Annotated in this window: 28 protein-coding genes, 1 pseudogene and 1 riboswitch; of the genes and pseudogenes, 27 read left to right on the top strand and 2 right to left on the bottom strand. The window is 44.3% G+C overall.

What is annotated here, in order from left to right:
* Positions 1–6 precede the first annotated feature (6 nt).
* The 16 genes from H538_RS0120525 (at position 7) to H538_RS0120445 (ending at position 14,427) form a co-directional block, all read left to right on the top strand.
* A complete protein-coding gene (locus H538_RS0120525) occupies positions 7–765 on the top strand; it encodes a carbohydrate ABC transporter permease (protein ID WP_081412759.1) in 759 nt (252 codons plus the stop codon).
* Positions 766–806: 41 nt separating this feature from the next.
* A complete protein-coding gene (locus H538_RS0120520; RefSeq protein ID WP_026679164.1) occupies positions 807–1,811 on the top strand; it encodes a Gfo/Idh/MocA family protein in 1,005 nt (334 codons plus the stop codon).
* Between the two features lie 16 nt (positions 1,812–1,827).
* The gene (locus tag H538_RS0120515; RefSeq protein WP_026679163.1) at positions 1,828–2,808 is read left to right on the top strand and encodes a Gfo/Idh/MocA family protein; all 981 of its coding nucleotides are present in this window, start codon (positions 1,828–1,830) and stop codon (positions 2,806–2,808) included.
* Positions 2,809–2,822: 14 nt separating this feature from the next.
* A complete protein-coding gene (locus tag H538_RS0120510) occupies positions 2,823–3,665 on the top strand; it encodes a sugar phosphate isomerase/epimerase family protein (RefSeq protein WP_154658049.1) in 843 nt (280 codons plus the stop codon).
* Positions 3,666–4,461: 796 nt separating this feature from the next.
* Positions 4,462–4,657: riboswitch (cobalamin riboswitch) on the top strand.
* 158 nt (positions 4,658–4,815) lie between these two features.
* Positions 4,816–5,784 carry an ABC transporter substrate-binding protein gene (locus H538_RS0120500; RefSeq protein WP_026679160.1) on the top strand — a complete coding sequence of 323 codons (969 nt, stop codon included), beginning with the start codon at positions 4,816–4,818 and terminating at the stop codon, positions 5,782–5,784.
* Positions 5,747–6,805: a FecCD family ABC transporter permease gene (locus tag H538_RS0120495; RefSeq protein WP_026679159.1), complete on the top strand. Its 1,059-nt coding sequence runs from the start codon at positions 5,747–5,749 to the stop codon at positions 6,803–6,805. Before H538_RS0120500 ends, H538_RS0120495 begins: the two co-directional genes overlap by 38 nt.
* The gene (locus tag H538_RS0120490) at positions 6,806–8,275 is read left to right on the top strand and encodes a heme ABC transporter ATP-binding protein (protein ID WP_322786425.1); all 1,470 of its coding nucleotides are present in this window, start codon (positions 6,806–6,808) and stop codon (positions 8,273–8,275) included.
* On the top strand, positions 8,272–9,240 hold the full coding sequence (cbiB, locus tag H538_RS0120485) for an adenosylcobinamide-phosphate synthase CbiB (protein ID WP_211235585.1): 969 nt from the start codon (positions 8,272–8,274) through the stop codon (positions 9,238–9,240). Before H538_RS0120490 ends, cbiB begins: the two co-directional genes overlap by 4 nt.
* On the top strand, positions 9,215–10,294 hold the full coding sequence (gene cobD / locus H538_RS0120480; RefSeq protein ID WP_026679156.1) for a threonine-phosphate decarboxylase CobD: 1,080 nt from the start codon (positions 9,215–9,217) through the stop codon (positions 10,292–10,294). The genes cbiB and cobD overlap by 26 nt, the downstream gene beginning before the upstream one ends.
* Positions 10,291–10,878 (top strand): bifunctional adenosylcobinamide kinase/adenosylcobinamide-phosphate guanylyltransferase, encoded by a 588-nt coding sequence (locus H538_RS0120475; RefSeq protein WP_026679155.1) that lies wholly within the window; start codon positions 10,291–10,293, stop codon positions 10,876–10,878. Before cobD ends, H538_RS0120475 begins: the two co-directional genes overlap by 4 nt.
* Positions 10,862–11,659 carry an adenosylcobinamide-GDP ribazoletransferase gene (gene cobS, locus H538_RS0120470; protein ID WP_051291600.1) on the top strand — a complete coding sequence of 266 codons (798 nt, stop codon included), beginning with the start codon at positions 10,862–10,864 and terminating at the stop codon, positions 11,657–11,659. Before H538_RS0120475 ends, cobS begins: the two co-directional genes overlap by 17 nt.
* The gene (locus H538_RS0120465) at positions 11,617–12,246 is read left to right on the top strand and encodes a histidine phosphatase family protein (protein WP_026679153.1); all 630 of its coding nucleotides are present in this window, start codon (positions 11,617–11,619) and stop codon (positions 12,244–12,246) included. The genes cobS and H538_RS0120465 overlap by 43 nt, the downstream gene beginning before the upstream one ends.
* Entirely contained in the window at positions 12,198–12,626 is a 429-nt protein-coding gene (locus H538_RS0120460; RefSeq protein ID WP_026679152.1) for a bifunctional adenosylcobinamide kinase/adenosylcobinamide-phosphate guanylyltransferase, read from the top strand. The genes H538_RS0120465 and H538_RS0120460 overlap by 49 nt, the downstream gene beginning before the upstream one ends.
* Positions 12,627–12,642: 16 nt before the next feature.
* Positions 12,643–13,239 (top strand): cob(I)yrinic acid a,c-diamide adenosyltransferase, encoded by a 597-nt coding sequence (locus H538_RS0120455; protein ID WP_026679151.1) that lies wholly within the window; start codon positions 12,643–12,645, stop codon positions 13,237–13,239.
* A complete protein-coding gene (locus H538_RS24670) occupies positions 13,163–13,720 on the top strand; it encodes an ECF transporter S component (RefSeq protein WP_081412751.1) in 558 nt (185 codons plus the stop codon). Before H538_RS0120455 ends, H538_RS24670 begins: the two co-directional genes overlap by 77 nt.
* Positions 13,717–14,427, top strand: a complete 711-nt coding sequence (locus tag H538_RS0120445; RefSeq protein WP_026679150.1) for a hypothetical protein — start codon at positions 13,717–13,719, stop codon at positions 14,425–14,427. Before H538_RS24670 ends, H538_RS0120445 begins: the two co-directional genes overlap by 4 nt.
* A 1,002-nt stretch (positions 14,428–15,429) precedes the next feature.
* Here H538_RS0120445 and H538_RS0120430 read toward each other — a convergent pair.
* A complete protein-coding gene (locus H538_RS0120430) occupies positions 15,430–15,993 on the bottom strand; it encodes a PadR family transcriptional regulator (RefSeq protein ID WP_035351818.1) in 564 nt (187 codons plus the stop codon).
* A gap of 219 nt (positions 15,994–16,212) precedes the next feature.
* On the opposite strand from H538_RS0120430, the gene H538_RS0120425 reads away from it, so the two are divergent.
* From H538_RS0120425 to H538_RS0120405, 5 genes are all read left to right on the top strand, one after another.
* Positions 16,213–17,367, top strand: a complete 1,155-nt coding sequence (locus H538_RS0120425; protein WP_245595294.1) for an MFS transporter — start codon at positions 16,213–16,215, stop codon at positions 17,365–17,367.
* A 68-nt stretch (positions 17,368–17,435) separates the two neighbouring features.
* Positions 17,436–17,864 carry a universal stress protein gene (locus tag H538_RS0120420; RefSeq protein WP_026679146.1) on the top strand — a complete coding sequence of 143 codons (429 nt, stop codon included), beginning with the start codon at positions 17,436–17,438 and terminating at the stop codon, positions 17,862–17,864.
* Positions 17,865–17,870: 6 nt separating this feature from the next.
* Positions 17,871–18,113, top strand: a complete 243-nt coding sequence (locus tag H538_RS0120415; RefSeq protein WP_026679145.1) for a hypothetical protein — start codon at positions 17,871–17,873, stop codon at positions 18,111–18,113.
* A gap of 47 nt (positions 18,114–18,160) precedes the next feature.
* Positions 18,161–18,592, top strand: a complete 432-nt coding sequence (locus H538_RS0120410; RefSeq protein WP_026679144.1) for a universal stress protein — start codon at positions 18,161–18,163, stop codon at positions 18,590–18,592.
* Positions 18,593–18,700: 108 nt separating this feature from the next.
* The gene (locus H538_RS0120405) at positions 18,701–19,900 is read left to right on the top strand and encodes a site-2 protease family protein (RefSeq protein ID WP_026679143.1); all 1,200 of its coding nucleotides are present in this window, start codon (positions 18,701–18,703) and stop codon (positions 19,898–19,900) included.
* Between the two features lie 42 nt (positions 19,901–19,942).
* Here H538_RS0120405 and H538_RS0120400 read toward each other — a convergent pair whose 3' ends face one another.
* On the bottom strand, positions 19,943–20,206 hold the full coding sequence (locus H538_RS0120400; RefSeq protein WP_026679142.1) for a YqhV family protein: 264 nt from the start codon (positions 20,204–20,206) through the stop codon (positions 19,943–19,945).
* Between the two features lie 264 nt (positions 20,207–20,470).
* Here H538_RS0120400 and H538_RS0120390 point away from each other — a divergent pair, with 264 nt between their 5' ends.
* The 6 genes and pseudogenes from H538_RS0120390 to H538_RS0120365 form a co-directional block, all read left to right on the top strand.
* Positions 20,471–20,668: a cold shock domain-containing protein gene (locus H538_RS0120390; RefSeq protein WP_026679141.1), complete on the top strand. Its 198-nt coding sequence runs from the start codon at positions 20,471–20,473 to the stop codon at positions 20,666–20,668.
* Positions 20,669–20,879: 211 nt separating this feature from the next.
* Positions 20,880–21,434, top strand: a complete 555-nt coding sequence (gene hpf / locus H538_RS0120385; protein WP_026679140.1) for a ribosome hibernation-promoting factor, HPF/YfiA family — start codon at positions 20,880–20,882, stop codon at positions 21,432–21,434.
* Between the two features lie 198 nt (positions 21,435–21,632).
* Entirely contained in the window at positions 21,633–24,143 is a 2,511-nt protein-coding gene (secA, locus tag H538_RS0120380) for a preprotein translocase subunit SecA (protein ID WP_026679139.1), read from the top strand.
* 76 nt (positions 24,144–24,219) lie between these two features.
* Positions 24,220–25,321, top strand: a protein-coding gene (prfB, locus tag H538_RS0120375) for a peptide chain release factor 2 (protein ID WP_154658048.1) whose coding sequence is annotated in 2 segments (ribosomal slippage) — positions 24,220–24,291 and positions 24,293–25,321 — 1,101 coding nt in all. Because the reading frame shifts where the segments join, the coding sequence is not laid out codon by codon here.
* 278 nt (positions 25,322–25,599) lie between these two features.
* Positions 25,600–25,782, top strand: a pseudogene (locus H538_RS26320) (DUF5344 family protein); the annotation flags it as partial.
* 4 nt (positions 25,783–25,786) lie between these two features.
* Positions 25,787–26,075 (top strand): T7SS effector LXG polymorphic toxin (locus tag H538_RS0120365; protein WP_026678667.1); only part of this gene is annotated, 289 nt, incomplete at its 3' end.

Here is a 26,075-nt window from a genome sequence, read left to right as displayed (position 1 = left end):
CTAATTATGGTCACCCCCTTCATCTGGATGATTCTTACGTCATTAAAAACATTTGGAGAAACAACGCAGGTCCCACCGGTTATTTTTCCAAAGAAAATTCAATGGCACAATTACTCCGATGTGTTTGGAACATTGCCATTTTTAAAGTTTTATTGGAATACGATCATTACAACATTGGCTAAAACGGTCGGACAATTGTTTCTTTGCTCACTCGCAGCTTATGCTTTTGCCAGAATTCAGTTTCCGGGAAAAAATGTGCTCTTTATTTTAATGTTGACCGTATTGATGGTGCCAGGGCAAGTATTTCTACTTCCGCAATATATGATCATGGTGAAGCTTGGATGGCTTAATACATTGCAAGCGCTTATTGTGCCGGGATTATTCAGTGCGTTTGGAACCTTTTTGCTTCGGCAGTTTTTTATGTCGATGCCAAAAGAGCTTGAAGAGGCAGCAAAATTAGATGGATGCAATCATTTTCAAATTTACTGGCACATCATGTTGCCACTTGCGAAATCAGGACTGATTGCTTTGGCCATTTTTACAGCGCTTTGGTCCTGGAACGACTTAATGTGGCCATTGATTGTGAACAGCTCTCCAGATAAAATGACGCTCTCGGCAGGACTGGCTTCACTTCAAGGACAGCATTTAACAAACTATTCGTTGTTAATGGCAGGATCGGTCTTAGCCATATGGCCGATGATTCTAGTATTTATTTTCTTGCAAAAACAGTTTATTGAAGGAATTGCGCTTACGGGATCTAAGTAGATAAAAGGGTCAAGATTGTAAAATAGAGAGGAGATTATTCTATGCAACATGTGCTTGTAATTGGCGCCGGGACGATGGGGACTGTTCATGCATCGTCTTACGCGAAGATGGAGAATGTGGAACTCGCAGGGATCGTTGATATTCGAAAGCAGATCGGTGGGCCATTGGCCGCCAAACTGAACACCAACTATTTTACTAGTTTTGAGGAAGCGGTTACACAATTGCCTCGTATTGATGTGATTGATGTTTGTTTGCCGACCTATTTACATAAAAAATATGTGCTGAAGGCGGCCGATCTTGGTAAACACGTCATTTGTGAAAAGCCGCTCGCCCGCACGAAAGAAGATGCAAAAGAAATGATCAGCTATTGTAAGGAAAAAGGTGTGAAGCTGTTTGTCGGGCATGTTCTCCGCTTCTTCCCGGAGTATGTGAAGGCAAAGGAGATCATCGACAAAAATGAAATCGGCAAGCCGGCAATGGCCCGTACGACAAGGGGCGGCATTTTCCCGACCGCCTGGAATGACTGGTATGCCGATTATAAAAATAGCGGCGGGCTGGTGCTCGATATGATCATACATGACATTGACTTTTTGCGCTGGTGCTTCGGTGATGTGAAACGCGTTTATGCAAAAAGCGTGTTGGGAAGAAGCTTCAATCGCATCGATTACGCTCTTCTTACGCTTCGTTTTGAAAACGGGATGATTGCGCATGTCGAAGGTACATGGGCCCACGAAGGATTTTCAACCTACCTTGAAATTGCCGGAGATAACGGAATTATTGAGTTCGACAGTAAAAAAGAAAAAAGCATTTACGCGCAAATTCGGCAAAAAGAAAATGGCGGGGGCGTAGCAGTTCCGTCGAGTCCATTAAAAGAAAATCCATATTATCAAGAACTTGCCCATTTTATGGAGTGCATTGAAAACGACTGCGAACCAATCGTTTCAGCAGAAGACGCCTTTAAAGCGGTGGAAATATCATTGGCCGCCCTGGAATCGATCGAAACAGGGAAAGTGGTTGAAATTAAGCCGTCATTGACTCATGCCTAAAGAGGGGGAAACGAACATGAAATTGGGGATTATTAGTTTTGCTCACATGCATGCATATAGTTATGCCAGAGCATTGCAAGATCTGGATGGAGTAGAGCTATGCGGGATATCCGATGAAAATGAAGCGCGCGGACGTGAAGCGGCGGCGAAGTTTGGCGTCACGTACTTTGCGGACTACAATGCTCTTCTTAGCGAGGACATTGATGCCGTCATTGTCACTTCGGAAAACGTCAACCATCATAAGCATGTGCTGGCGGCCGCAAAGGCGGGCAAGCATGTACTATGTGAAAAACCGCTTGGAACAACGCTTGAAGAAATGAAAGAGATGGTCAACGTTTGCCGGGAAAATGGAGTAAAGCTGCAAACAGCATTCCCTGTTCGCTTCAATACATCCATCCAGCAAGGGAAAAAGATCATTGAAGAAGGGAAGCTCGGCCGGATTATCGCCATGAAAGGAACGAACCGCGGCACGAATCCCGGCGGCTGGTTTGTGATAAAATCGTTGTCCGGCGGCGGAGCAGTGATGGATCATACCGTACATGTCGTCGATATAATGCGCTGGTTTATGAATGCGGAAGTGACAGAGGTGTACGCGGAAGCCGGTCAATTTTTCTCCGATCAAATTGATGATTGCGGCCTGTTGACAATGGAATTCGACAATGGCGTATTTGCCACATTGGATTGCAGCTGGTCGCGCAATAAAGCATACCCGACATGGGGCGATGTGACATTGGAAGTAATCGGTACGGAAGGGACGATTTTCATTGATGCTTTCGGGCAAAAACTGAATGTTTACAGTGATTCGAGCGGCGCGAATTGGCATTATTGGGGAGACGATATGGACGCCGGTCTTGTGAAAGATTTTATCGAGTGCATTAAGGAGGACAGAGAGCCGTCCATCACAGGCGAAGACGGGCTGAAAGCGGTCGAAGTGGCCCTTGCTGCATATAAGGCAGCAGAACAAAAGAGCCCTGTTAAACTAACGATATTAAAATGAATGGAGTGTTTCTTGTGCCTTTAAAAAAAGGAATCAATGCATGGTGCTTTCCTGCAGGTACTGAAGTGGAACGAATCTTTCATCTTGCAAAAGAATATGGGTATGACGGGGTCGAATTGAACCTATCGGAGGACGGCCAATCGCCTATTCATATGGAATCAACGGAAGAAAGCCTTTTAAAAGTCGTTGATTTAGCAAAAGAATACTCCCTGGAATTGCCAAGTATCTCTACGGCTCTTCATTGGAAATATGCGCTGACGGACAATGACCAATCGCTCCGCGAAAAAGGGAAAGAAGTCGTGGGCAAAATGGTGGAGGCGGCAAGCATCATTGGTGCTAAGCATGTGCTCGTCGTTCCCGGGTTAGTTTCAGACGTTGTATCCTATGATGTTGCCTACGAACGCTCGCTTGCTGCATTTAAAGAATTGGCAGAGGTGGCGGAAGAAAAGAAGGTTCATATCGGGGTGGAAAATGTCTGGAATAAGTTTTTGCTAAGCCCGCTTGAAATGAGAAACTTTATTGACGAAGTAGCGAGCGGCTGGGTCGGCGTTTATTTTGATGTCGGCAATGTGCTTCAGTTCGGCTTCCCTGAGCAATGGATCAAAATTTTAGGCAAACGCATTTGCGCGGTTCATGTGAAAGACTTTAGCCGTGCCGTCGGGAACATAAACGGATTCGTGCCGCTGCTTGCCGGTGATGTGGCCTGGGAAGAAGTCATCCAGGCGCTCGAGGAAATTGGCTATGACGGGTATATCACGCCGGAGCTTTCCCCATACCAATACAATCCAGAACAGCTCATCCGCCATACCTCCCACAGCCTCGACACGATATTAAAACTGGAAAAACATACGGTTTAATAGAGAGATCTCCGGTTCATTCTACAGAGCCGGGGATTGTTTTGTCATACTATATGATCTGGTTCATTGGAAAATAGTTTAATCTCATCTTTTACCACAATACCATTTTGTAGAAGATGAATAAAAAGGGTAAAGCAGGGTGGTGTAGCAACGATGAAAATTGTAATCTCGCCCGATTCTTTCAAAGAAGGATAACTGATTTGAAGAAGCTACTGTCATAGAACTCGGCTTTCAGGTAATTATGAATTTAATAAAATTCCCAATGCTTCGAGGGTGGAAGAATATGCGTAGAATGTAAAACAAGTTCGTCGTTAAAGGACAAAAATGAGAGCAGAAGGCGAAAAACTGTCCAATAGAACCGGTCTCAAGGACAAAAATGAGAGCAGAAGGCGAAAAGCTGTCCAATAGAACCGGTCTCAAGGACAAAAAAGCAGCCTGGAGGCACAAAACTGTCCAATAGAAGGTGCCTCAGGGACAAAAATAAAGTTCGGAAGCGAAAAAATATTCAATTCGGTGCCTTGTGATGAATTTTGTTTGAAATAATTTGCTTTAGGTATCGTCTCGGAGATGGATTCCTCTCATTTTTATTACTCTACTATGCAAAAATTGCTTTTTGCAATTAGCGATATTTAACACTTGCCACCATTGACTTCACTAAAGATTGGCAGTGTGCTGTTTACATTAGGATTGTTTGGATTTGGAATTTGCAGCCGCGATGCTCCTTAATGAACTTTTCCTTTCCATTTCGAAAACAAATAGTATAATAAGTAATAGCTGAATAAATGATTTAAGGTCGCTGTTTGGGAAAAGCGAAGCCATCGTTGCTGTTCTCAAACGATTAAGCGTTAAAAAGGGAAGTTGGTGCAAATCCAACACGGTCCCGCCACTGTAATCGCGAGAGCCGCATCAAAAACCACTGTTTTAAAAAAACGGGAAGGAGATTCGGTTTGATGAACGAGAGTCAGGAGACCTGCCTTAAATTTTTGTTTTGCAACCTTCGAGGAAAAGGTGAAGCAATCTTTTGAAATCGTAAATCGATCGATGCTTTCATGCTCTCCGAAGGGAGGGCTTTTTTATTTCACCTGAAGCGTCATGTTCAAAGAACGCTGGCGTCCTCGAAAGAAAGTTACATACAAGGGGGAAAATAAACATGAAAAAGCTAAGTGGCATTTTGCTCATGCTTTTCTTAGTCATCGGCGTCATGGCCGGTTGTTCGAATGGCGATAAAGCGGCAAAAGACAGCGGAAAAAAGGCGGCGCCCGCTGCTAAATCCGGCTTCCCTGTCACGATTACCGATGGAATCGGGGAAAAAGTGACGATTGATAAAAAACCGAAACGGATCGTATCGTTAATTCCAAGCAATACGGAAATCGCATTTGATCTTGGTTTGAACAAAGAAATCGTCGGTGTATCTGATTTTGACAATTATCCGAAAGAAGCGACAAAAAAAGAAAAGATCGGCGGGATGGACTTTAACGTCGAAAAAATCATTTCGTTAAAGCCCGACCTTGTCCTTGCCCACGCTTCAGGTGCCCATAATTCGAAAAAAGGGCTTGACCAATTAAGAGATAACGGGATTAAAGTATTGGTCGTCAATGAAGCAAAATCATTTGATGATGCGTACAAGTCGATTGAAATGATTGGGAAAGCAACAGGAACGGATGCGAAAGCGAAAGAAATTGTCACATCGATGAAAAGCGACCTTAACAAAATCAAAGAAAAAGCAAACGCTATTAAAAAAGGTGATGAAAAAACGGTTTGGATCGAAGTCCAGCCCGCTCCTGAGCTTTATACAGCAGGAAAAGGAACCTTTATGGATGAAATGCTGACCGCTATCCACGCGAAAAATGCGGCTGCGAAGCTTGAGGGGTGGCCGAAAGTAACGGAAGAAAAAGCTGTTTCATATAAGCCTGATGTCATTATTACGACATATGGCTACTATACGAAAAATGCGGCGCAGAAAGTGCTGGACAGAAAAGCATGGAAAGACGTGCCAGCCATTAAAAAGAAGCAAGTGTATGATATTCAATCGGATTTAGTAAGCCGTCCTGGTCCACGGCTAATCGAAGGGGTCGAGCAACTTGCGGAAGCCGTCTATCCTGACGTTTTTAAGAAATAATATCGTCCTTTCTTATAGTATTGTTTTATGTTTCATGATCGTTTCTGTATCATTGGGGGTTTCGGTAGGAAGTGTACCTATCCCCCTTTTTCACGTTTTACGGATTCTTACATCGTCCTTATTCCATCTTCCTATCCCGCATGATATTGATCGTGGAACGGTAAATATTGTGATGGATATCCGGTTTCCGCGTGCAGTGCTTGCTTTATTGGTTGGCTGTTCGTTGTCGCTTGCGGGATGTGCGTTTCAAGGCTTGTTAAAAAATCCGCTGGCTGATCCATACACGCTCGGAGTATCATCAGGCGGGGCATTGGGCGCTGTCGCCGTTTTATTTTTCGGCATCTCGCTGCCTTTTTTCGGTGACTATACATTGCCGATAATCAGTGTGCTGACGGCTTTCTTGACACTGCTGATTGTCATCTTTTTTGCCCGGTTGGTCCATCGGTCGCTTTCAGTCGAAACGATCATTTTGGCGGGCATTATTTTCAGTTCATTTTTAGGGGCGCTCATCTCCCTTTTAATTGCCTTGACGGGTGAGGAATTGCGGTCGATTATCGGCTGGATTATGGGCAGTGTGTCGATGAGGGGCTGGCCATATATCGGGCTGATTCTACCGTTTTTCCTTGTCGGCTTTTTCATCCTTATGATGAATGCGAGAGAATTGAATGCGCTTGCCTTTGGCGAAAATGATGCGAGGGCGATCGGCGTGAATGTTCAAAGGCATAAAATGTATGTGCTCTTTGCTGCGTCCCTTTTGACAGGGTCTGCTGTTGCCGTTTCAGGAACGATCGGCTTTGTTGGCCTGGTCATTCCACATATGGCCCGATTGATCTGGGGAGTCGACCATCGCCATCTTCTTCCGCTTTCGATGGGAGTCGGAGGCGCGTTTTTAGTCCTCGTCGATTTGCTGGCCCGGACGATCATTTCGCCGACAGAACTGCCGATCGGCGTGTTGACTGCCATTATTGGCAGCCCGGTGTTTGCTTTTATTTTCATACGTTCACGCAGAAAAGAGGTGTAGATGATGCTCCATGTTGAGAATGTGACAGCTGGCTATAACGGAAAAGACATCGTACATCAGGTCACGTTTTCGGTACCAAAAGGCGAGTTTTTCGGCATCATTGGCCCGAATGGAAGCGGGAAGACGACGCTTTTGCGCTCAATCAGCGGCGAGCTTTCGGTAAAAAGCGGAAAGCTTACCGTCATGGACCGGCCCATCCAGTCCTTTTCCAGCAAAGAACGGGCACGGAGAATCGCCGTTTTGCCGCAGCACAATGAAACAGCGTTTGACTACAGCGTAAAAGAAACGGTCGCCCTTGGCAGATATCCGTATTATGAAGGTTTTTTCAAGCAATCTTCGAAACGGGATGACGAAGTGGTCGAAATGGTGATGGGGGAAACGGGCATTGCTCAGTTTGCCGAACAATCGTTAGGAAATTTAAGCGGAGGGGAGCGGCAGCGGGTGTTTCTCGCAAAAGCGCTTGCCCAGGAGCCGGAGCTCTTGCTTTTAGATGAACCGACGAACCATCTTGACCTTTCGTATCAAATGAAGCTGCTTGAATTAATCAAAGAACGGACGATAGACAAAAAACTAACCGTTGTCGCCATTTTGCACGATTTAAATTTAGCGAGCCTTTATTGTGACAGGCTTATGTTATTGAATGAAGGAAAATGTGAAGCGCTCGGGACGCCCATTGAAGTCATGAATGATGCAAATTTGAAAAAAGTGTATGGCATTCCGCTTCACCGCCACACGCACCCGCGGGTCGCAAAGCCGTTAATTGCGCTTATGCCGGAAGAAAAAGCGGAAGAACAATCGCTTGAACACGTTACAATAGAAACAACCGAAAACATGATGGTCGTCAGAAGTCCTTTTCCGCTTAAAACGTTATCGTCAGCCCTTGTTGGAGGAGGATTCAACTGGGCAACAACGTTCGTTAACCGCCATGTCGATAAAAACTATAATTGCAGTGAGGCGAAACAAGAATACATCCGCTATTTGTGCGCGAACAGGTTGAATATAACCGGGACGGTCGGAATGATGACGGCAGCCTTACTGGAAGATGCCGGCATGAAGTCCATTCAAAATGAAGAATGCCGCGTCCTCGCTATTGTGACAGCGGGGACATCGAATAGTGTGGATATTTCCCGTTCATGGGAGTATGCGGCTGGCACGATGAAAGTCGGAACGATCAACATCTGGGTTTTTGTTGAAGGCGAGCTGACCGAAGAAGCCTTTACGCAGGCAATGATGACGGCAACAGAAGCGAAAACGAAGGCGCTGGCGCTAGAACAAATTATCGACCGAAACTCAGGAACGGTCGCAACAGGCACTTCGACCGACAGCATGTGCATTGCCGCGACTCAAACAGGGAAAAAAATCGAATATGCCGGAACGATTACTCCAGTCGGAAAATGGATCGGGAAGGCGGTTTTTGATGCTTTAATAGAAGCGATTCAAAATTATAAAAGAAGAAGAGAAGAGCTATGATTCATCACCTTATTGCTATTACACTCGCACTCATTATTGACCAATTGATCGGGGATCCTCCCTGGCTGCCCCACCCGGTCAGAGGTTTTGGAAAATTGATCGCGTTTTTCGAAAAAAAATTCAATCACGGGCCCAACCGGATGGCCAAAGGCACTTTAATGGTCTTTCTCGTGCTGCTTATTACAGGGGCCTTATCGTTTACAGTTGTCTTGTTTTCCTATCAATTGAATGAATGGCTCGGCGTCGCCATCGAGGGGCTCTTCATTTCAACGACCATTGCCGTAAAAGGATTGAAGGAAGCGGGGATTTCGGTTCTTAAGCCGCTTGAAGACCAGCAATTGGAGCTGGCAAGGGAAAAGCTCAGCTGGATCGTCGGCAGAGATACGGATCAGTTAGGTGAAAGTGAAATTGTCAGGGGAGCGGTCGAAACGGTTGCGGAAAATACGAGTGATGGCATCACTGCCCCGCTCTTTTATGCATTAATCGGGGGGGCTCCGCTCGCGTTATTGTATCGGGCTGTCAATACGTGCGATTCAATGGTCGGCTATAAAAACGATCGCTACCTCCTGTTTGGGCGGGCATCAGCAAGGCTTGATGACGTCATGAATTTTTTGCCGAGCCGGATCACGGGCCTTCTGATGGTTCTTCTGAATCCAACGGCAATGGAAATATCGAAAAATGAAGCATTCTCCGTCTTGTTTCGCGATGCGAAAAAACATCCTAGCCCGAACAGCGGCTGGGGAGAAGCGGCGGTTGCCGGGCTCCTCGGAGTGCAACTTGGCGGAGTAAACACGTATAAAGGGAAAGTGTCCAATCGGGCGAAAATGGGGAACGGTCATTATCCCCTTAAAGCATCCCATATTTCACAGACGATTTCGATAATGGAGCGGACAACCTTTTTTTTCTACATCTTATTACTAGTCATCGGAGGTGCGGTCTATGGAATTTCCCGAGCATGGAGCTAATCCGCAAGCGATCACGAAACTTTTCCAACTTCCACTTTCAGAAAATACGATCGATTTCAGCGTTAATGTCAATCCGTATCAACCGTTTCGGCAGCTAAAAGAAAACTGGAATGATTTTTATAAGGAGATGCTTGTCTATCCTGACCCCCATTCTACGGAACTCGTTCAAAAAATCGCTGATTGCGAGAATCTCAATAATGGCCAAATATTAATCGGGAACGGCGCTTCTGAGCTCATTTATTTACTGGCCCATTATTTTAGCGGATCGGATGTGCTCGTGATCGATCCGGCATTTTCAGAATATCGCAAGGCGTGTGAAACGTTTGGTTCAAAAGTATACTCGTTCACGGTTTCTGAGGAAACGGATTGGCAGGTTGATCTTCTTGAACTGGAGCGCGCCCTTTCAGGGAAATCCGTCTTGTTTATTTGTCATCCGAACAATCCGACGGGAGTCTCGTATTCTCGCGAATGGTTCGAAACCGTCTTTCAAATGACAGAAGATCTTGGCGTAGTCGTTGTCGTTGACGAGGCATTCTATCATTTTATGGGGAAGCCATTTTCAGTCGTTTCCTATTTAAGAAGATTCCCCCATGTTGTCGTATTGCGCTCATTGACGAAAATGTTTCATATCCCTGGCATCCGTCTCGGGTTTTTGCTTGGCTCGGAATCGTTTATCAAAGAAGTGCGGCAACTCCAGCCGTCATGGAGCGTTAATGGGGTTGCCCAGAAAGTGGGCGTCCTATGCCTTGAACAAACCGGGTACATCGCCGATACTGCACGAAACATCGCGCTAGACCGATATGACTTGTTTAGTAGTTTGGACCGGCTCGGATTTCTCACGTCGCCATCAGCCGTCAATTTTTACTTGCTCAGGCCAAAAGGGGAGAAACGAGATTTGCTTCCGCTTATCCGCTATTTGTTAAAAAAAGGGATCGTTCCGCGCCATACATATAATTTCATAGGGCTGGACGGAAATTATCTTCGGCTCGCGGTCAGAACAAGCAGGGAGAACGAACGGCTGCTTGAAGCGCTCGAAAGCTGGGGCGGACAATGATTGTTTTTATTACAGGAGGGGTGAGAAGCGGGAAAAGTTCATTTGCCGAACAACTCGCGACAGATGCGGCAAGGCGTATCTCTCGCAATCTCCATTATATCGCGACGAGCCAAAAGACGGATCAAGAAATGGAGGAACGAATCAAGCGCCATCAAGAAAAACGGGAACATAGCCCTTTCGCCTGGAGGACATGGGAGGTACCGGTGTGTCTTGAAGGGATTGCCGATTATTTTCAAAGCGGCGATGTACTTTTGTTAGATTGCTTGACCAATCTCGCGACGAACGAGCTTTTTGCAGGCTGGGAGAATGGAACGGAAAAGTGGCAAAATGGAAACTACCGATCTGAAGTCTACCATCGTATCATTCAAGTGATCGAGCAGCTGGATCAAAGGGGCGTGACCCTGTTCATCGTTTCCAACGAAATCTTCCAATCTCCTATCCCGGATGACCCGGGTACGCTCTATTTTGCTGAACTGCTCGGAAAATTGCACCAGCATATCGTAGCAATGGCCGCACGGGCCTATCTCGTTGAAAACGGCATTGCGACCGTAAAGAAAGGTGAGCATCATGAAGGTGAAAGATAACGACATGTTCAATGGCTGGCGGCTTGCCGTCCAATTTTTAACGGTATTGCCGGCAAAAAGAAACATTCCGTGGAATGAAAGAAGCGGACGCTGGAGCATTTATTTTTATCCGGTAGTCGGCCTGTTAATGGGAGTTTTCTTATCGGCTCTCGCTTATGTACTTCTTCGTTATTCGCCATTTTCCCCGCTTGCCGCTACAATGTGCCTTTTTACATGCTCGATAGTTCTTTCAGGCGGCCTTCATTTGGACGGGTGGATGGACGTTAGCGACGCGTTTTTTTCTTACCAGGAGAAAGAAAAAAAGCTTGAGATTATGAAAGATTCGCGTGTCGGCGCGTTCGGCGTCATGTCGCTTCTCTTTTTGCTAAGCTGGCGCTTTCTTTTCATGTATGAATTGGTCTCAAGAAGCAAGACGGTTATGATCCTTTATTTGCTCATCCCTTTATTCTCGAGGATTGCGATGGGGCTTTTATTAATAGCGGCGCCCCTTGCAAAACCGGGCGGGATGGCCCATTTTATGAAACAAGTAGTAAAGAAAAATAGCTGGATCGCCTATGGCGGCTATTTGCTCATTGTTGTGATCATCGGCATCATATTTTTCCATGCCGCTATTGTCATTTTATTGGCACTTGGAAGCCTTCTCTTTTGCCTTTGTTGGGGGATGTTTTGCAAGCGGCAGTTCGGAGGAATTACAGGAGATACGCTTGGCGCCTGTTTAGAAGGGACGGAAAACATATTATGGCTCATCGGTTGGCTGTTACTTTACTTCGGCACGGCTTGACGGACGAAAATGTGAAAAAACAATACATTGGCTGGTCCGATCCGCCGTTATGTGAAAAAGGTAGGCAGGAATTAATCGATTCATCAAAGGCATACCCGGCAGGTGTTCTTATCGTCAGCGATAAAAAGCGGTGCAAAGAAACGGCGGCCATTCTTTATCCGAACAAACCGTACGAAGTTTGCCCGGGGTTTCGCGAGCTTCATTTCGGCAAGTGGGAAGGAAAGACGTACGAGGAGTTGAAAAGCGATCCGGAGTATTGCCATTGGCTTGATTGCAAGCAAGAGCCGGCGCCTCCTGGCGGGGAGTCTTTTGCAGATTTTCAAAAACGGGTTCTCGAAGCCTGGAAAGAACAAATCATCCGGCGATTCGATTGTGATGGGATCCACCACCTTGTGCTCATTACGCATGGCGGGCCCATTCGCTTATTATTGTCGTACTTTGCGCCTGAAGAAAAGCCGATGTGGGAATGGCCCGTTTCGCACGGAGAAGGGTATACGTTCATCTGGGAAGAAGCCGGCGCGTTAAGGAGGGGGTTGCGATGCACTTTGTTACAGGCGGTGCCTTTAACGGGAAAAGGCGCTGGGTAGAAGCCTTTTATGGTTACCCGCACAAAAGCGGAGGATGGCATTCCTTTTATGAAAGCGCCGATGTTTCCAAAGAAGTTTGGGATCATGGCATTGTCGTGCTAGAAGGAATGGAGATGTTTGTGAAAAATACGCTAAACGAGGTTAACGAAAAAGGAAGAGAGCAACTTCGCCTCGAATTAAAAAAGTGGTGCGAGTGGGAGCAATCAAACGGCACCCGAAAGCTTGTGCTGATCGGAAGCGATATCGGCAAAGGGATCGTCCCGATCGAAAAGGAGCACCGGCTTTGGCGCGACATGGCAGGCTGGTTTTATCAAGACATAGTGTCGGCGGCATATCGCGTCGATGTGATCTGGTATGGCTTAAGTGAACGTTTAAAATAAGGGAGGAAAAAGAAAAATGAGACTATACACGAGAACTGGCGATGAAGGGCAAACGAGCGTTATTGGCGGGCGTTTAGGGAAAGACGATATCCGTGTCAAAGCATACGGGACGCTTGATGAGCTAAATAGCTTTGTCGGACAGGCCATCACGCAGCTCGATGAAGCGAAATTCCCGGATATTTTGCCTGAGCTTGTCAAAATCCAGCACGAGCTGTTTGATTGCGGCGGCGACCTATCCGTCATTAAAAATAAACGGCCGTATAAAACAGAAGAAGAGGCGATTACCTTTTTAGAAGAGCGGATTGACGAATATATTAAAGAAGCGCCGGAGCTTGAACGATTTATTTTGCCAGGCGGCTCGCCGGCATCTGCCTCGATCCACATTTGCCGGACGATTGCCCGCCGCGCGGAACGGGAAATCGTTGAATTGAAGCGAAACGGCGAAATCAATCCGGTTGTCCTTAAGTACGTTAATCGTCTTTCCGATTACTTCTTCGCGATTGCCCGTGTCATTAACTTCCGCCTTGGCGTAAAAGATGTCGAGTACGAGCGCAGCGCCATCGTCTTTAGAGGCGGCAAAAGAAAGGAGAACAAATCGTCGGCAAATGAATAGAAAATGGTCATACTTCATCGTGTTTACATCATTGGCTGTTATCGGATCGTTTCTTAAAATCCCGTCTTCTATCGGCAGCGTCGCGTTCGATTCATTTCCGGCATTGGTGGCGGCTTCAATTCTTTCGCCTGTCTGGGGGATGGGGACCGCCGCTTTCGGCCATATCATGTCAGCCGCGTTGGACGGGTTTCCCCTCGGCCCTCTTCACGTCATCATCGCTGTGCAAATGATGCTCATTGTCGGTTTCTATGGCTGGTTATATAGACGGAGTTGGCGGATTCCAGCAGTGGTCAGTTTTGTCATCGGCAACGGAGTACTTGCACCGATATGCTTTTGGCCCATTTTAGGGAGAGCGATGGCTGTGTCGCTAATTCCGAGTTTAACCACAGCCGCCACGCTCAATAGTGTTGTTGCCCTTCTTGTCGCACCACGCCTCAGCAAGGCGCTTTCGGCACGGGCTAAAAAAGGGTTTGACGTATGAGAGATGTTGTCTTTCAACCGTTAAGTGAAACGGAAAGCCTTGTCATCTCAGCGGATAATTCAGGTGGAGTAGGCGAAAAGGAACATGATCTTGTTCATGTGCCGTATGAAACGGTTGCTTATTTTGGTCTCCGGGTCGCATTAATGGAGCTGCTTGCGGTTGGTGCTGAACCGGTCTCCGTTGTCATCCAAAATTTTAATGATGAAGCTGTCTGGGAGCGGCTCGAGGCCGGTGTCCAAAAGGTTTTTCACGAAGCAGGGATTGGGTCTGTTCCAGTGACGGGCAGTACGGAAAGCAATTTCAGGCTGCTTCAATCAGCTACCGGTTTTATATGTATCGGAAAAGTTAACACGAAAAACATTCGGATCGGCGTCACCCCTGAACATGCCAAATTGGCGGTCATCGGAAAGCCGCTCGTCGGCGAAGAAGTACTAACTGATCAAGAACATGTTGCGCCTTTATCGCTTTTCTACAAGCTTCTTCATACAAAAGGAGTCTACGAAATAGTTCCCGTCGGCTCAAAAGGCATTGAACATGAATTAAAAGGTTTAGCTTTAGCGAACCGGAGAGAAGTTGACTTGCCTGCAAAAGGAACTCTCGATCTTAAGAAATCCGCAGGACCTTCGACTTGTTTTATTATGAGCTATTCACCTGAAATCGAAACAGAACTAAAAAAAATATGCAGCCACTATTTTTATGCGGTATAACAAGAAGCTATTCTCTTATTCCAAGAGGATAGCTTTTTAGTCGGTTAAACTCTATTGCTTCCGGGTAACGTTTCGTTAGGAGGTAAAAGATATTTTTTACGATATGGAGACGGATTTTGCTATAATAGCCAATCTAAAGGAAAATTTTTCAGTCAAGTGGCTTAAATTTGTCCAATGAAAGGGTCTCAAGGACAAAAAAGAGGCCGGGAGACGAAAATCTGTCCGATAGAACCGTTCTCAAGGACAAAAATGGGAGCTGAAGGCGAAAATCTGTCCGATAGAAAGGGTCTCAAGGACAAAAAAGAGGCCAGGAGGCGAAAATCTGTCCGATAGAACCGTTCTCAAGGACAAAAAAGAGGCCGGGAATCGAAAATCTGTCCGATAGAACCGTTCTCAAGGACAAAAAAGAGGCCAGGAGACGAAAATCTGTCCGATAGAGCCGTTCTCAAAGACAAAAAAGAGGCCGAGAAGGAAGCCACTGAAAAAGTTCCTTTTAATAAAAAACTAAAATTTTCGAAAAACCAAAACCCAAAAAAACAGTATTTTTCACTTAGGAAGTGGGGGATAGCATCGTGTTTACAATGCATTTCGCTTACCAAAGTGGGGATGTATTTTTTAGGAAAAAGCATTTTTGAAAATTTCTTGGACTTTTTCAGTGACCTCGCCGAGAAGCGAAAATTTGTCCAATATAGCCGATGTAAAGGAAAATTTTTCAGTCGAGAGGCACAAATTTGTCTTTAAAGAGCAGGTTATTAAGCTTAATGCCGTTTGATTTAAACATAGATAAAAGACAGCTTTTGCCGCTTTCTCTTCGGTTGGGGGATGATGGGTTTTCATCGCTCCGTGGTTCAAGTAGAGCTTCAATGTGAATTGAATCCCTTTATTTTTGGATTTGATTTATTGGTGAAATGTGTTGTTGTCGCCGCACATCCCCAGTTTTAACGATCCTAATGGATTACATAAAGGAAAAAAACTTGTATTTCAAAACGAACAGGAACATGTTCAAGACATGATCCTGTTCGTTTTTACTTCTTTTTCAAGATAAGATAATACCCATTTGCACCAATTAATTTCCTCTTGTTCTTGCAAAAGTTTTCGCTTGAACAAAATGTAACGGCCAAAAACGTTTGATTTAATGTCCTCGAGCTTTTCTCCGTATTCTTTTTCCATTAAACCAATTTCCACTTTGCGTTTAGCCAGCTTTTCTTCATAAAGGGCCAGCCGCTCTTGAAATAGAGAGATTCCAGTTTCAACGTCAGCGAGTGAAATCGCATATGCCTTTATAAGAAATTCATCACGGGCAACGGGCGGTGCGGGCGGGTTCGATATCCATTTTTGCAGCAATGACCGCCCTTTATCTGTAATCGAATAAATTTTTTTATCAGGTTTCCCCGTTTGTTCAACATGAACGTAAGTAACGAATTCATCCTCCTCCAGTTTGGACAAAAGCGGATAGATCTGGCTATGCTTCGCATTCCAAAATACTTCCAATAATTGTTTTAATTCATAGCCTGTACAAGATTTTCTAACGAGCATACTAAGTAGGGCATAACCTAGTGAGTTCATAATTGTACCTCCTAATTCTCTCAATAACAGTATATCATAGACAATTCTCTTGCATAAATTATATATAAATATTGACATAATGATGGCGGAGGTATATAATCTGAAATTGTTATGTAAAAAGTTATATATAAATGAATTCGAATTTACAAGGGGGATATGTTAGTGGAAGTAGTAAAACAAGAAGAACTTTCATCATCTCATCATCATGATGACCATTCCATTAAAACGATTTTTAGACAACCAAAAGCGGCCTGGGCGGTTGCTTTTTCATGTATTATCGCGTTTATGGGGATTGGATTAGTCGACCCGATATTGCCGGCGATTGCCCAGAAGCTTAATGCTACGCCCAGTCAAGTATCACTTTTATTTACTAGTTACATGCTCGTAACGGGTGTCGTTATGCTCGTAACCGGATGGGTTTCCAGCCGAATCGGCCCCAAATTGACGTTATTACTTGGATTAATTTTAATTATCGTTTTTTCTGCATTAGGCGGTATGTCTTCAACGGTTAACCAGATTGTCTGGTTCCGTGCCGGATGGGGATTTGGTAACGCCTTTTTCATTTCAACCGCATTAGCCGTTATTGTTAGCGTTGCAAGCGGCGGTACAGCGAGCGCCATCATTCTTTATGAAGCGGCGATGGGCTTAGGGATGTCTGTCGGTCCTCTTCTCGGCGGTTTGCTTGGGGACATTAGCTGGCGCGGTCCATTTTTTGGAGTGGCTACTCTTATGGCGATTGGATTTATTGCCGTAATTGTCTTACTTTCAGATGTTCCAAAACCGAAGCGCAAAAGTTCGATCCTTGATCCAATTCGTGCATTAAGCCATGGTGGTTTATTGTCGATTGGAGTAACTGCGCTTTTATATAACTTCGGCTTTTTTACTTTGCTCGCTTTTTCGCCATTCGTTCTTCATACAGATGAGCACGGTCTCGGATTCATCTTCTTTTTCTGGGGGGGTTGTCTTGCCATTACGTCAGTATTTATTGCCCCGAAACTTCAAGAACGGTTTGGGACAATGCGGACAATGTATGCCATTTTGTTTTTATTTGCAGCGGATTTAGTCGTTATGGGAATAGGGGTATCTTCGAAGCTGACGCTTGTCCTCGCGATCGTTGTTGCGGGAGCTTTTTTAGGCGTGAATAATACGCTAATCACTACAGCGGTAATGGAAGTGTCACCTGTAGAGAGGTCCGTCGCTTCTGCAGCGTATAGCTTTGTTCGATTTGTCGGAGGTGCGATTGCCCCATGGCTGGCAGGTAAACTTGCTGAATGGTACAATCCGCAAGTGCCGTTCTATTTTGGAGCGTTTGCGTTACTTCTTGCTCTTTTCGTTCTATTTAACGGAAGAAAATATATGGGGAATGTGAAATAGGCATAAATGATTTGTTTAAGCGGATTCAGGGTATAGAAGAGTAAATCCGAAAACAGGAGGCATGAATAATGTATAAACTTTTAGTCCCTATCGATGGATCGGAAGTAGCGGAACGAGCAATGCAGACAGCAGTTTCTCTTTGTCAAAAACGAGAGGGTGAAACGCACATTACCCTTTTACATGTTGCTTCTGTCGAGTATTATCCAGGAATGGCGGTTGCCAGCGTGAATATTAATCTTGACGAAACGGTCAGCAAAGAAGGCGAAGAGCTATTGCAGGAGTCGCTTAATAAATTAAAAAATGCCGGCATTCATGTAGATTACGTCTTGCTTAAGGGTTATGCCGCAAAAGAAATATGCGAATACGCGAACGAAAATGGCTACGATATGATCGTTATCGGCAATCGCGGCCGAGGGGCATTTGGTGAATTGATTCTTGGCAGCGTCAGCCACAAAGTTCTCCATCATGCGAAGTGCCCGGTTTTAATCGTTAAATAAAAAGTGATGGCTACGCATTATAAAGCGTGGTCATCACTTTTTTTTGCGCAATCAGCCAAATCAGATGCCGAATCGGTCAAAACAGAGGCGCTATCTGCCAAATCAGGTACCCAATCGGTCAAAACAGAAGCGTTATCGGCCAAATCAGATGCCCAATCGGTCAAAACAGAGGCGTTATCGGCCAAATCAAGTGCACTATCGGTCAAATCAGGGACACTGTCCGCCAATTATCGAGGGTTAAACGAGTAGGAAAAAGGGTAAAGTTAATTAATCCAACTAAATGGAGGGGAAGAACAATGAGGAAACTATTAGTTCCCATTGACGGTTCCGAAGCTTCAGAACGCGCCTTGCAAACCGCTATAGATCTTTGCAAAGGAAGAGAAAAGGACTATCTCATTACCCTATTACATGTTTCAGTGATCGAATACCATTATGCCGGAATTGGTATCGCAGCAGTTCGAGCCAATATCGATGAATCCATTGTGCGGGAAGGAGATCAGATGTTACGTACTGCTTCAAATCAGTTTGAAAATAGTGGTATCGAAGTTGATACCGTTCATCTTCAAGGTTATGCAGCGCAGGAAATTTGCCAATATGCCGAAGAAAATAGGTATGATATGATCGTCATCGGAAATCGAGGATTAGGTACATTTGGGAAATTCATTCTCGGCAGTGTCAGCCATAAAGTAGTTCACCACGCCTCATGCCCGGTACTAATCGTAAAATAAGAAAGCGGTCGCCTGGAAAAAGGCGGCCGTTTTTTATGTAACTTTTCTCCTTTTTATTCGTAGTTACAGTATAATCATCTTTAGATGCTGCATTTGTTGGAGGATTATATGTCAAAGAAGAAAAATCAATCGAAAATTTGGGCGGGGTTAAGTGCCGTCGGTTTGTTTCTTTTATCTAAATTAAAATTCGTTTTTGCCCTTTTAAAAGTTGGGAAGTTCGCCACCTTAATTTCGATGTTTATTTCTTTCGGTGCGTATGCGATCATTTATGGCTGGAAATTTGGCGTGGCGCTCGTATACCTGCTTTTTGTCCATGAAATGGGGCATTTACTGGCGGCTAAGCAAAAAAAATTGCCGACTTCTCCAGCGATATTCATTCCATTTTTAGGAGCGGCGGTCGGAATGAAGAAGATGCCGGATAACGCGAAAGATGAAGCCTATATTGCCTATGCCGGACCTTTATTTGGCCTTCTATCCATTTTACCTGCCGTCGTGTTATACGAAAAGACGGGATATCCGTTATGGGGATTAATGATTTCGCTTGGAGCCACCATCAATTTGTTTAACCTGTTTCCAGTCTCACCACTGGATGGAGGAAGGATCGTTGGCGTGTTGTCGCCGAAAATTTGGCTCATCGGGTTAATTTGCATCATTCCGATCTTAATTTTGTCACCTGATCCAATTATCTTTTTAATTTTCCTTTTCGGACTTGGAAACTGGTGGAGAAATGCAAGGCGGGATTATACCGTGAAGGAAGGAAAGCAAACGGAAGAACTTTTGGTAAATGAACAAGAAGAGGCCCGCAAGTTAGGAAATGAATTAAAGCACTATCAAGACATGCCTAACTTTGCTTATATCGTAGATCATATGATGGATGAAAACAGAGTAAGCAAGGACCGTCTGATCCGAAACTTGCCGGACGGATGGATGTTGCCGTTTTTTCACGATAAAAAGAAATTAAAAAAGGATGCAATCTTGACGAAAATCTCATTGCTGGAAAAACGTGAACGGCTCCTCCTCGTGCCTTGCAAAGAAGAAGCATTAAAAGAAGAACATTCGACGGTAGAGGAAGGGCAACAGGAAAAAGCGCCGGAGCAATTTATTAACGAGCTCATTTCAAGCTATGAAGAAAGTCTCTTGAATGAAAAAGAAAACGTACAAAATGAGATAGAAAAAATGAAAAATTATTATGTCGCTTCGATGAAAACAAAAGTAACCGTCCTGGTGCTTTATCTCCTATTAGCCGGTTCATTATCTTACTTCGTCGTGTACGGTAATACGATCATGAAGTCCCATTTGATCGGTTAAATCTTGTGACAATCGCCTTTTAAAAAGGGAAGATTGTCACTTTTATTTTTTTAAGCTAAAGAGGATGCAACCAACACCAATAAGCAACCATATCAATTTTGCGAACGAAACTTTGTAAGAAATGCCAACCAATCCGATGGACATCGTTGTTAAAAGAACGAGCGGACCAACAAAAGCGAGAAGCGAATTGACGACGAGCGCTTTTTCCACAGTATTAAATCTGAGCATAAACAAAGCCGCAGTGATTTCGCACAATCCGGAAAAAATTCGAATCGCCGCCATCCATAAAACCACTTTTTCAAACACAAGGAACAATGTTTCCACCTCCAAACAGGTTGTCTGTAAAAATATATGGTTGTCCTTAGAAAATTAGAAGTGTCAATATATTGCATAAAAATGAATATATATACATAAAAATAATTGAAGAAAATTCGACAAAACTTCTTAAAATTCGCATTACGAAAGGGTTTGACAACATTTTTGGAATTGTGTAATACTATGTTTGTATAGGGCATCTATACACACGTACTGATGGCTATACAGATTGTAATGATGAAGGGATTGAAATGCATGTTAGGAAAAGTAAAATGGTTTAATGCAGAAAAAGGGTATGGATTCATTGAGCGCGAAGATGGAGACGATGTTTTCGTTCACTTCTCAGCGATCAATGTAGAAGGTTTCAAAAGCTTAGATGAAGGTCAAGAAGTGGAATTTGAAATTGTTGAAGGAGCACGCGGACCACAAGCGGCTAATGTGACGAAACTTTAAAAATCACCCAATAGAAAATGACTCCCCCGTTTGTTTTTTATAAGCAAACGGGGTTTTTATTTTTTAAAACCATAAATACAGGTAATTATTAAAGTTCTGAAAAGTTTATGTCGAGTATGTAAAATTTTTGTCAAAATATTTTCCGCGGTTTAAAGGAATTGAGAAAGGGTATATCGAAATATATATACATCACGAAAGGAGGAGTTAAGTTATGAAATTTAACATTCGTGGAGAAAACATCGAGGTGACTCAAGCTCTTAAGGAATATGTAGAAAAGAAGGTTGCCAAACTTCAACGCTACTTTAACGAAACTCCGAATTCAGATGTTCATGTGAACCTTAAAGTTTACAATAATGAACAATCTATTGAGGTTACGATTCCAATGACGGGACTGCTTCTTCGCGCAGAGGAAAGCCATGCGGATATGTATGCTGCAATTGATCTTGTCGTTGAGAAATTGGAACGTCAAATTCGCAAACATAAAACGAAAGTAAACCGGAAATTCCGGCAACAACAAGATAACTCCAAATTTCTGTTTACGAACGGCAATGAGACAACATCAACAGCCGTTCTGGATGAAGAAGATGAGCTAGAGATTGTACGTGAAAAACGGTTTGATTTAAAACCGATGGATACAGAAGAAGCGATTTTACAAATGGATATGCTAGGGCATGACTTCTTTGTTTATAATCATGCCGAAACAAACAAAACCAATGTCGTTTATCGTCGAAGAGACGGGAAATACGGCTTAATTGCTCCAGAGTAAGTGAAATAGCATCATAAGCGCACAGCCATATCGGCTGTGTGCTTTTTGCTGTGCGGATGTGTACAATATGATACGATAGGCTATGATAAATGACCTGGCAGCCAAAACATAAACATTTGGTGTAGGGTTGTAATGTCTGGTAAAATAATAATAATATGATTTTATTCCATTATTTCCTTAACAGAGGAGCGTTTGTAGATGATAGGTTTGCTAAAAAAAATATTTCCGAATTCGAATGACCGAAATTTGAATAGATATCAAAAAATCGCGGATCAAGTGGAAGCGCTTGGCGATCAATTTAAAAATGCATCTGACGAAGACCTTCGCAATAAAACCGATGAATTTAAAGAACGGATTGGTAAAGGTGAATCGTTAGATGATATTTTGCCTGAAGCGTTTGCGGTGGTGCGTGAAGCATCAACCCGCGTCTTAAATATGCGTCCGTATCCTGTTCAAATTATGGGGGCGGTTGCTCTTCACGAAGGAAACATCGCAGAGATGAAAACCGGTGAAGGTAAAACATTGGTTGCGACCATGCCGCTTTATTTAAATGCCCTTGAAGGAAAAGGCGCACACCTCGTAACTGTCAACGAATATTTGGCGCGTCGTGACTCGGAAATTATGGGACCGCTTTTCAATTTCCTCGGCTTATCCGTAGGACTTAATATTTCCGATATGTCCAGCGAGGAAAAGCAAGAAGCGTATAATGCAGACATTACGTATGCGACAAACAATGAATTAGGATTCGACTACCTCCGGGATAACATGGTCGTCTATAAAGAACAAATGGTACAGCGCCCTTTAAATTATGCAATTGTCGATGAAGTCGACTCTATTTTAATTGACGAAGCGCGCACACCATTAATTATTTCAGGTTCCGCCCAAAAATCGACAGAGCTTTATACGATGGCGAACGTATTTGTCCGTACATTAAATAAGGAAACGGATTATACGATTGATGAAAAAACAAAAAATGTGCAGCTGACGGAAGAAGGAATGTCGAAAGCGGAGAAATTTTTCTCGATCGATAACCTTTACGATTATGCGCACGTTACGTTAAATCACCATATTAACCAGGCGTTAAAAGCGAATGTCATCATGATTCGCGATGTGGATTATGTCGTTCAGGATGGAGAAGTGGTCATCGTTGACCAATTTACAGGTCGCCTAATGGCAGGACGGCGCTACAGCGACGGCCTTCACCAGGCGATTGAAGCGAAAGAAGGGCTCGAGATCCAGCGCGAGAGCATGACGCTGGCAACCATTACGTTCCAAAACTATTTCCGGATGTATAAAAAGCTAGCCGGGATGACCGGTACGGCGAAGACGGAAGAAGAAGAATTCCGCAATATTTACAACATGGAAGTCGTTTCGATTCCGACGAACAAGCCGATTGCCCGTAAAGATGCACCGGATATTGTATATAAATCAATGGAAGGCAAGTTCAGGGCGATTGTAAAAGAAATCGTTGAACGGCATGCGACAGGACAACCTATCCTTGTCGGCACGATTTCGGTTGAAACATCTGAATATTTAAGCCAACTGCTGAAGAAAAAAGGCATTCCGCATAACGTGTTAAATGCGAAAAACCATGCGCGCGAGGCCGAAATTATTGAGAACGCCGGACAAAAAGGAATGGTCACGATCGCAACGAACATGGCCGGCCGCGGTACGGACATTAAGCTTGGCGAAGGGGTGCGCGAACTTGGCGGTTTGCATATATTAGGTACGGAGCGCCACGAATCACGCCGGATCGATAATCAGCTGCGCGGACGTTCCGGACGTCAGGGCGATCCAGGTTCTTCCCAATTTTATATTTCAATGGAAGACGAATTAATGCGCCGTTTCGGTTCTGAAAACATGATGAACATGATGGAAAAGCTCGGAATGGATGAGGATACGCCGATCGAAAGCAAGCTTGTGACAAAAGCGGTTGAATCTGCGCAAAAACGGGTCGAAGGATCAAACTTTGATGCCCGGAAGCAGCTTCTTCAATACGATGACGTCATGCGCCAACAGCGCGAGATCATTTATAAACAGCGCCAGGAAGTGCTGGATGCTGACAACTTGAACGAAATTGTGCTGCAAATGCTTGATTCAGTCATTGAGCGAATCGTGACCATTCATACTCCTGAAGAAGCTGTTCAGGAAGAGTGGGAACTAAAGAACATCGTCGACTATGCAACGGCTACGTTCTTAAATGAAAATGACATCACGGAGAAAGACCTTGCAGGCCTTGACCGCGAAGAAATAATCGAGCTTCTGAAACAAAAAGCGAGGGACGATTTCGAAGCAAAGAAAGCTTTAATCGATCCAGAACATATGCGGGAGTTTGAAAAAGCCGTTATTCTCCGTGCGGTCGACAGCAAGTGGATGGATCATATCGACCAGATGGATCAGCTTCGAGAAGGAATCCACCTTCGCGCTTACGGCCAAAACGATCCGCTTCGTGAATATCAATTTGAAGGCTTCGAAATGTTTGAAGCGATGATTGCGGCGATTGAGGAAGAAGTCGTAACTTACATCATGAAAGCACAAGTAGAACAAAATATGGAACGCCAGCAAGTTGCTGAAGGAAAAGCGGTCGTTCCGAGCGATAAGAAAGAGACGAAAAAGAAGCCGATCCGCAAGAAGCAAGACATCGGAAGAAACGCCTTATGCCCTTGCGGAAGCGGCAAGAAATACAAACAGTGCCATGGAGCAAATTAAAACACATGGGAAGAGAGTCGAGCAGGCTCTCTTTCCATATGCAACAAGCGAGAAAACAAGATAGAGGTGCTAAATAATGGATTTAGTGGAAATTAAACAAGAACTTTCAAGTATGGCTAAACGATTAGCGGATTTCAGGGGGTCTCTTTGACCTCGATACGAAAAAAGCAAGAATTGCCGCGTTAGAAGAGCAAATGAGCGCGGCCGATTTTTGGGATGACCAAAACAAAGCGCAAACGGTCATAAGCGAAGCGAACGCTTTAAAAGACCAGGTCAATCAATTTGAGGAGCTCAATTCCTCCTACGAGGACTTGGACGTCGCTTACGAGCTTGTAAAAGAAGAAAACGATGCAGATCTTCAAAAAGAACTGGTTCGTGATTTAAAAGCATTATCAGAAGAATTAAACCGATTTGAACTGACCCTTTTGTTGAATGAACCGTATGATAAAAACAATGCAATCCTTGAACTGCATCCCGGTGCGGGCGGAACGGAATCCCAGGATTGGGCATCGATGCTTCTGCGCATGTATACCCGGTATGCGGAGCGAAAAGGATTTAAAGTTGAAACGCTTGATTACTTGCCCGGGGATGAAGCAGGCGTGAAAAGCGTCACATTGAGCATTAAAGGACATAACGCTTACGGATATTTAAAAGCTGAAAAAGGCGTACACCGCCTCGTTCGGATTTCGCCGTTTGATTCATCAGGCCGGCGCCACACTTCATTCGTATCATGTGATGTTATGCCTGAAATCAATGATGATGTCGAAGTCGAAGTCCGGACTGAAGATTTGAAAATCGATACGTACCGATCGAGCGGTGCCGGCGGACAGCACGTCAATACAACGGACTCCGCGGTGCGTATTACCCATATTCCAACGAATATCGTTGTCTCCTGCCAGACGGAGCGCTCACAAATCCAAAACCGCGAACGGGCAATGAAAATGTTGAAAGCAAAATTGCTGCAGCGCAAAATCGAGGAACAACAGGCAGAACTGGCGGAAATTCGTGGCGAACAAAAAGAAATCGGCTGGGGAAGCCAAATACGCTCCTACGTCTTCCACCCGTATAGCCTCGTCAAAGACCATCGGACAAACACCGAAGCAGGCAACGTCCAGGGCGTTATGGACGGGGACATCGATCCGTTCATCGACGCGTATTTGCGCTCGCGAATTAAATAATGCTAAAAAAGAACCTATAAAAGAGGTTCTTTTTTTTCTGGTCAGAGTTGTTTCTATAATTTAGAAGGTACTAGAAAAAGATAATACTATGAAAGTTTCAAATTTGATTTAAAATGGGTAATAGAAATATTAACCAAAGTAACTATCAAAGAAAAAGAACGTTAACTAGAGGTGCACCAGCAATGAGTGAGATCAAAGTAGTCTACGGGGAAGTAGAACAAGCTTTATCCCGTTTAAAATCGGCCGTCCCGTCCATGTAGCCCTCTTTTGCTCCTGTTAAAGAAGGAAGCAACGTCTTGGATACGATGACAAAACTAAAGAACGTGAATGAATCATTGCGTAAAATCATTCAAGCGTATCAAACACTGCTTTTGGAAAATAAAAAAGCGACAGAGAAGGCCGTCCAATCGATGCGAGAAATGGACGAAAAGCTAGCTTCAACGGCCAACGATAAGGGGTGATGTCATGAAGGTATTGGATGTCGAAGCGTTTAACCAATCGATTAGTGACACCGAGAAGTATTTGCGATCGTTGAGCGAACAAATCAAACAGACAAAGGCTGCGGTGAAGGGGATCATTTCACTCGAAGATTCCCTTAAGGGAAAGGCGGGGCAGGCGATCCGTTCGTTTTATCAGGAGTGCCACCTTTCGTTTTTGCTTTATTTTGAATCGTTCATTAAAGATTATGAAGCCATTTTAACATCGATCAAAAATCAGTTGAAAAATTTTGAGCCTGATCCAAACGGCGTCATTA

Origin of the sequence: Fictibacillus gelatini DSM 15865 (genome assembly GCF_000430745.1) — a bacterium.
Classification (GTDB): domain Bacteria; phylum Bacillota; class Bacilli; order Bacillales; family Fictibacillaceae; genus Fictibacillus_A; species Fictibacillus_A gelatini.
Note: the sequence above shows the minus strand (reverse complement) of the source record. Positions and strands in the feature narration are given on the sequence as shown.

What these genes read in the sequence shown, in the direction of transcription:
- H538_RS0120475 (WP_026679155.1), top strand. Translation starts at nt 10,291, where the DNA reads ATGATTGTTTTTATTACAGGAGGGGTGAGAAGCGGGAAAAGTTCATTT.
- H538_RS0120455 (WP_026679151.1), top strand. Translation starts at nt 12,643, where the DNA reads ATGAGACTATACACGAGAACTGGCGATGAAGGGCAAACGAGCGTTATT.
- H538_RS0120415 (WP_026679145.1), top strand. Translation starts at nt 17,871, where the DNA reads ATGGCTACGCATTATAAAGCGTGGTCATCACTTTTTTTTGCGCAATCA.
- cobS (WP_051291600.1), top strand. Translation starts at nt 10,862, where the DNA reads ATGAAGGTGAAAGATAACGACATGTTCAATGGCTGGCGGCTTGCCGTC.
- H538_RS0120390 (WP_026679141.1), top strand. Translation starts at nt 20,471, where the DNA reads ATGTTAGGAAAAGTAAAATGGTTTAATGCAGAAAAAGGGTATGGATTC.
- H538_RS0120460 (WP_026679152.1), top strand. Translation starts at nt 12,198, where the DNA reads ATGCACTTTGTTACAGGCGGTGCCTTTAACGGGAAAAGGCGCTGGGTA.
- H538_RS0120525 (WP_081412759.1), top strand. Translation starts at nt 7, where the DNA reads ATGGTCACCCCCTTCATCTGGATGATTCTTACGTCATTAAAAACATTT.
- secA (WP_026679139.1), top strand. Translation starts at nt 21,633, where the DNA reads ATGATAGGTTTGCTAAAAAAAATATTTCCGAATTCGAATGACCGAAAT.
- H538_RS0120500 (WP_026679160.1), top strand. Translation starts at nt 4,816, where the DNA reads ATGAAAAAGCTAAGTGGCATTTTGCTCATGCTTTTCTTAGTCATCGGC.
- cobD (WP_026679156.1), top strand. Translation starts at nt 9,215, where the DNA reads ATGGAATTTCCCGAGCATGGAGCTAATCCGCAAGCGATCACGAAACTT.
- H538_RS0120490 (WP_322786425.1), top strand. Translation starts at nt 6,806, where the DNA reads ATGATGCTCCATGTTGAGAATGTGACAGCTGGCTATAACGGAAAAGAC.
- H538_RS0120420 (WP_026679146.1), top strand. Translation starts at nt 17,436, where the DNA reads ATGTATAAACTTTTAGTCCCTATCGATGGATCGGAAGTAGCGGAACGA.
- H538_RS0120445 (WP_026679150.1), top strand. Translation starts at nt 13,717, where the DNA reads ATGAGAGATGTTGTCTTTCAACCGTTAAGTGAAACGGAAAGCCTTGTC.
- H538_RS24670 (WP_081412751.1), top strand. Translation starts at nt 13,163, where the DNA reads ATGTCGAGTACGAGCGCAGCGCCATCGTCTTTAGAGGCGGCAAAAGAA.
- cbiB (WP_211235585.1), top strand. Translation starts at nt 8,272, where the DNA reads ATGATTCATCACCTTATTGCTATTACACTCGCACTCATTATTGACCAA.
- H538_RS0120405 (WP_026679143.1), top strand. Translation starts at nt 18,701, where the DNA reads ATGTCAAAGAAGAAAAATCAATCGAAAATTTGGGCGGGGTTAAGTGCC.
- H538_RS0120430 (WP_035351818.1), bottom strand. Translation starts at nt 15,993, where the DNA reads ATGAACTCACTAGGTTATGCCCTACTTAGTATGCTCGTTAGAAAATCT.
- H538_RS0120465 (WP_026679153.1), top strand. Translation starts at nt 11,617, where the DNA reads ATGGCTCATCGGTTGGCTGTTACTTTACTTCGGCACGGCTTGACGGAC.
- H538_RS0120515 (WP_026679163.1), top strand. Translation starts at nt 1,828, where the DNA reads ATGAAATTGGGGATTATTAGTTTTGCTCACATGCATGCATATAGTTAT.
- H538_RS0120520 (WP_026679164.1), top strand. Translation starts at nt 807, where the DNA reads ATGCAACATGTGCTTGTAATTGGCGCCGGGACGATGGGGACTGTTCAT.
- hpf (WP_026679140.1), top strand. Translation starts at nt 20,880, where the DNA reads ATGAAATTTAACATTCGTGGAGAAAACATCGAGGTGACTCAAGCTCTT.
- H538_RS0120410 (WP_026679144.1), top strand. Translation starts at nt 18,161, where the DNA reads ATGAGGAAACTATTAGTTCCCATTGACGGTTCCGAAGCTTCAGAACGC.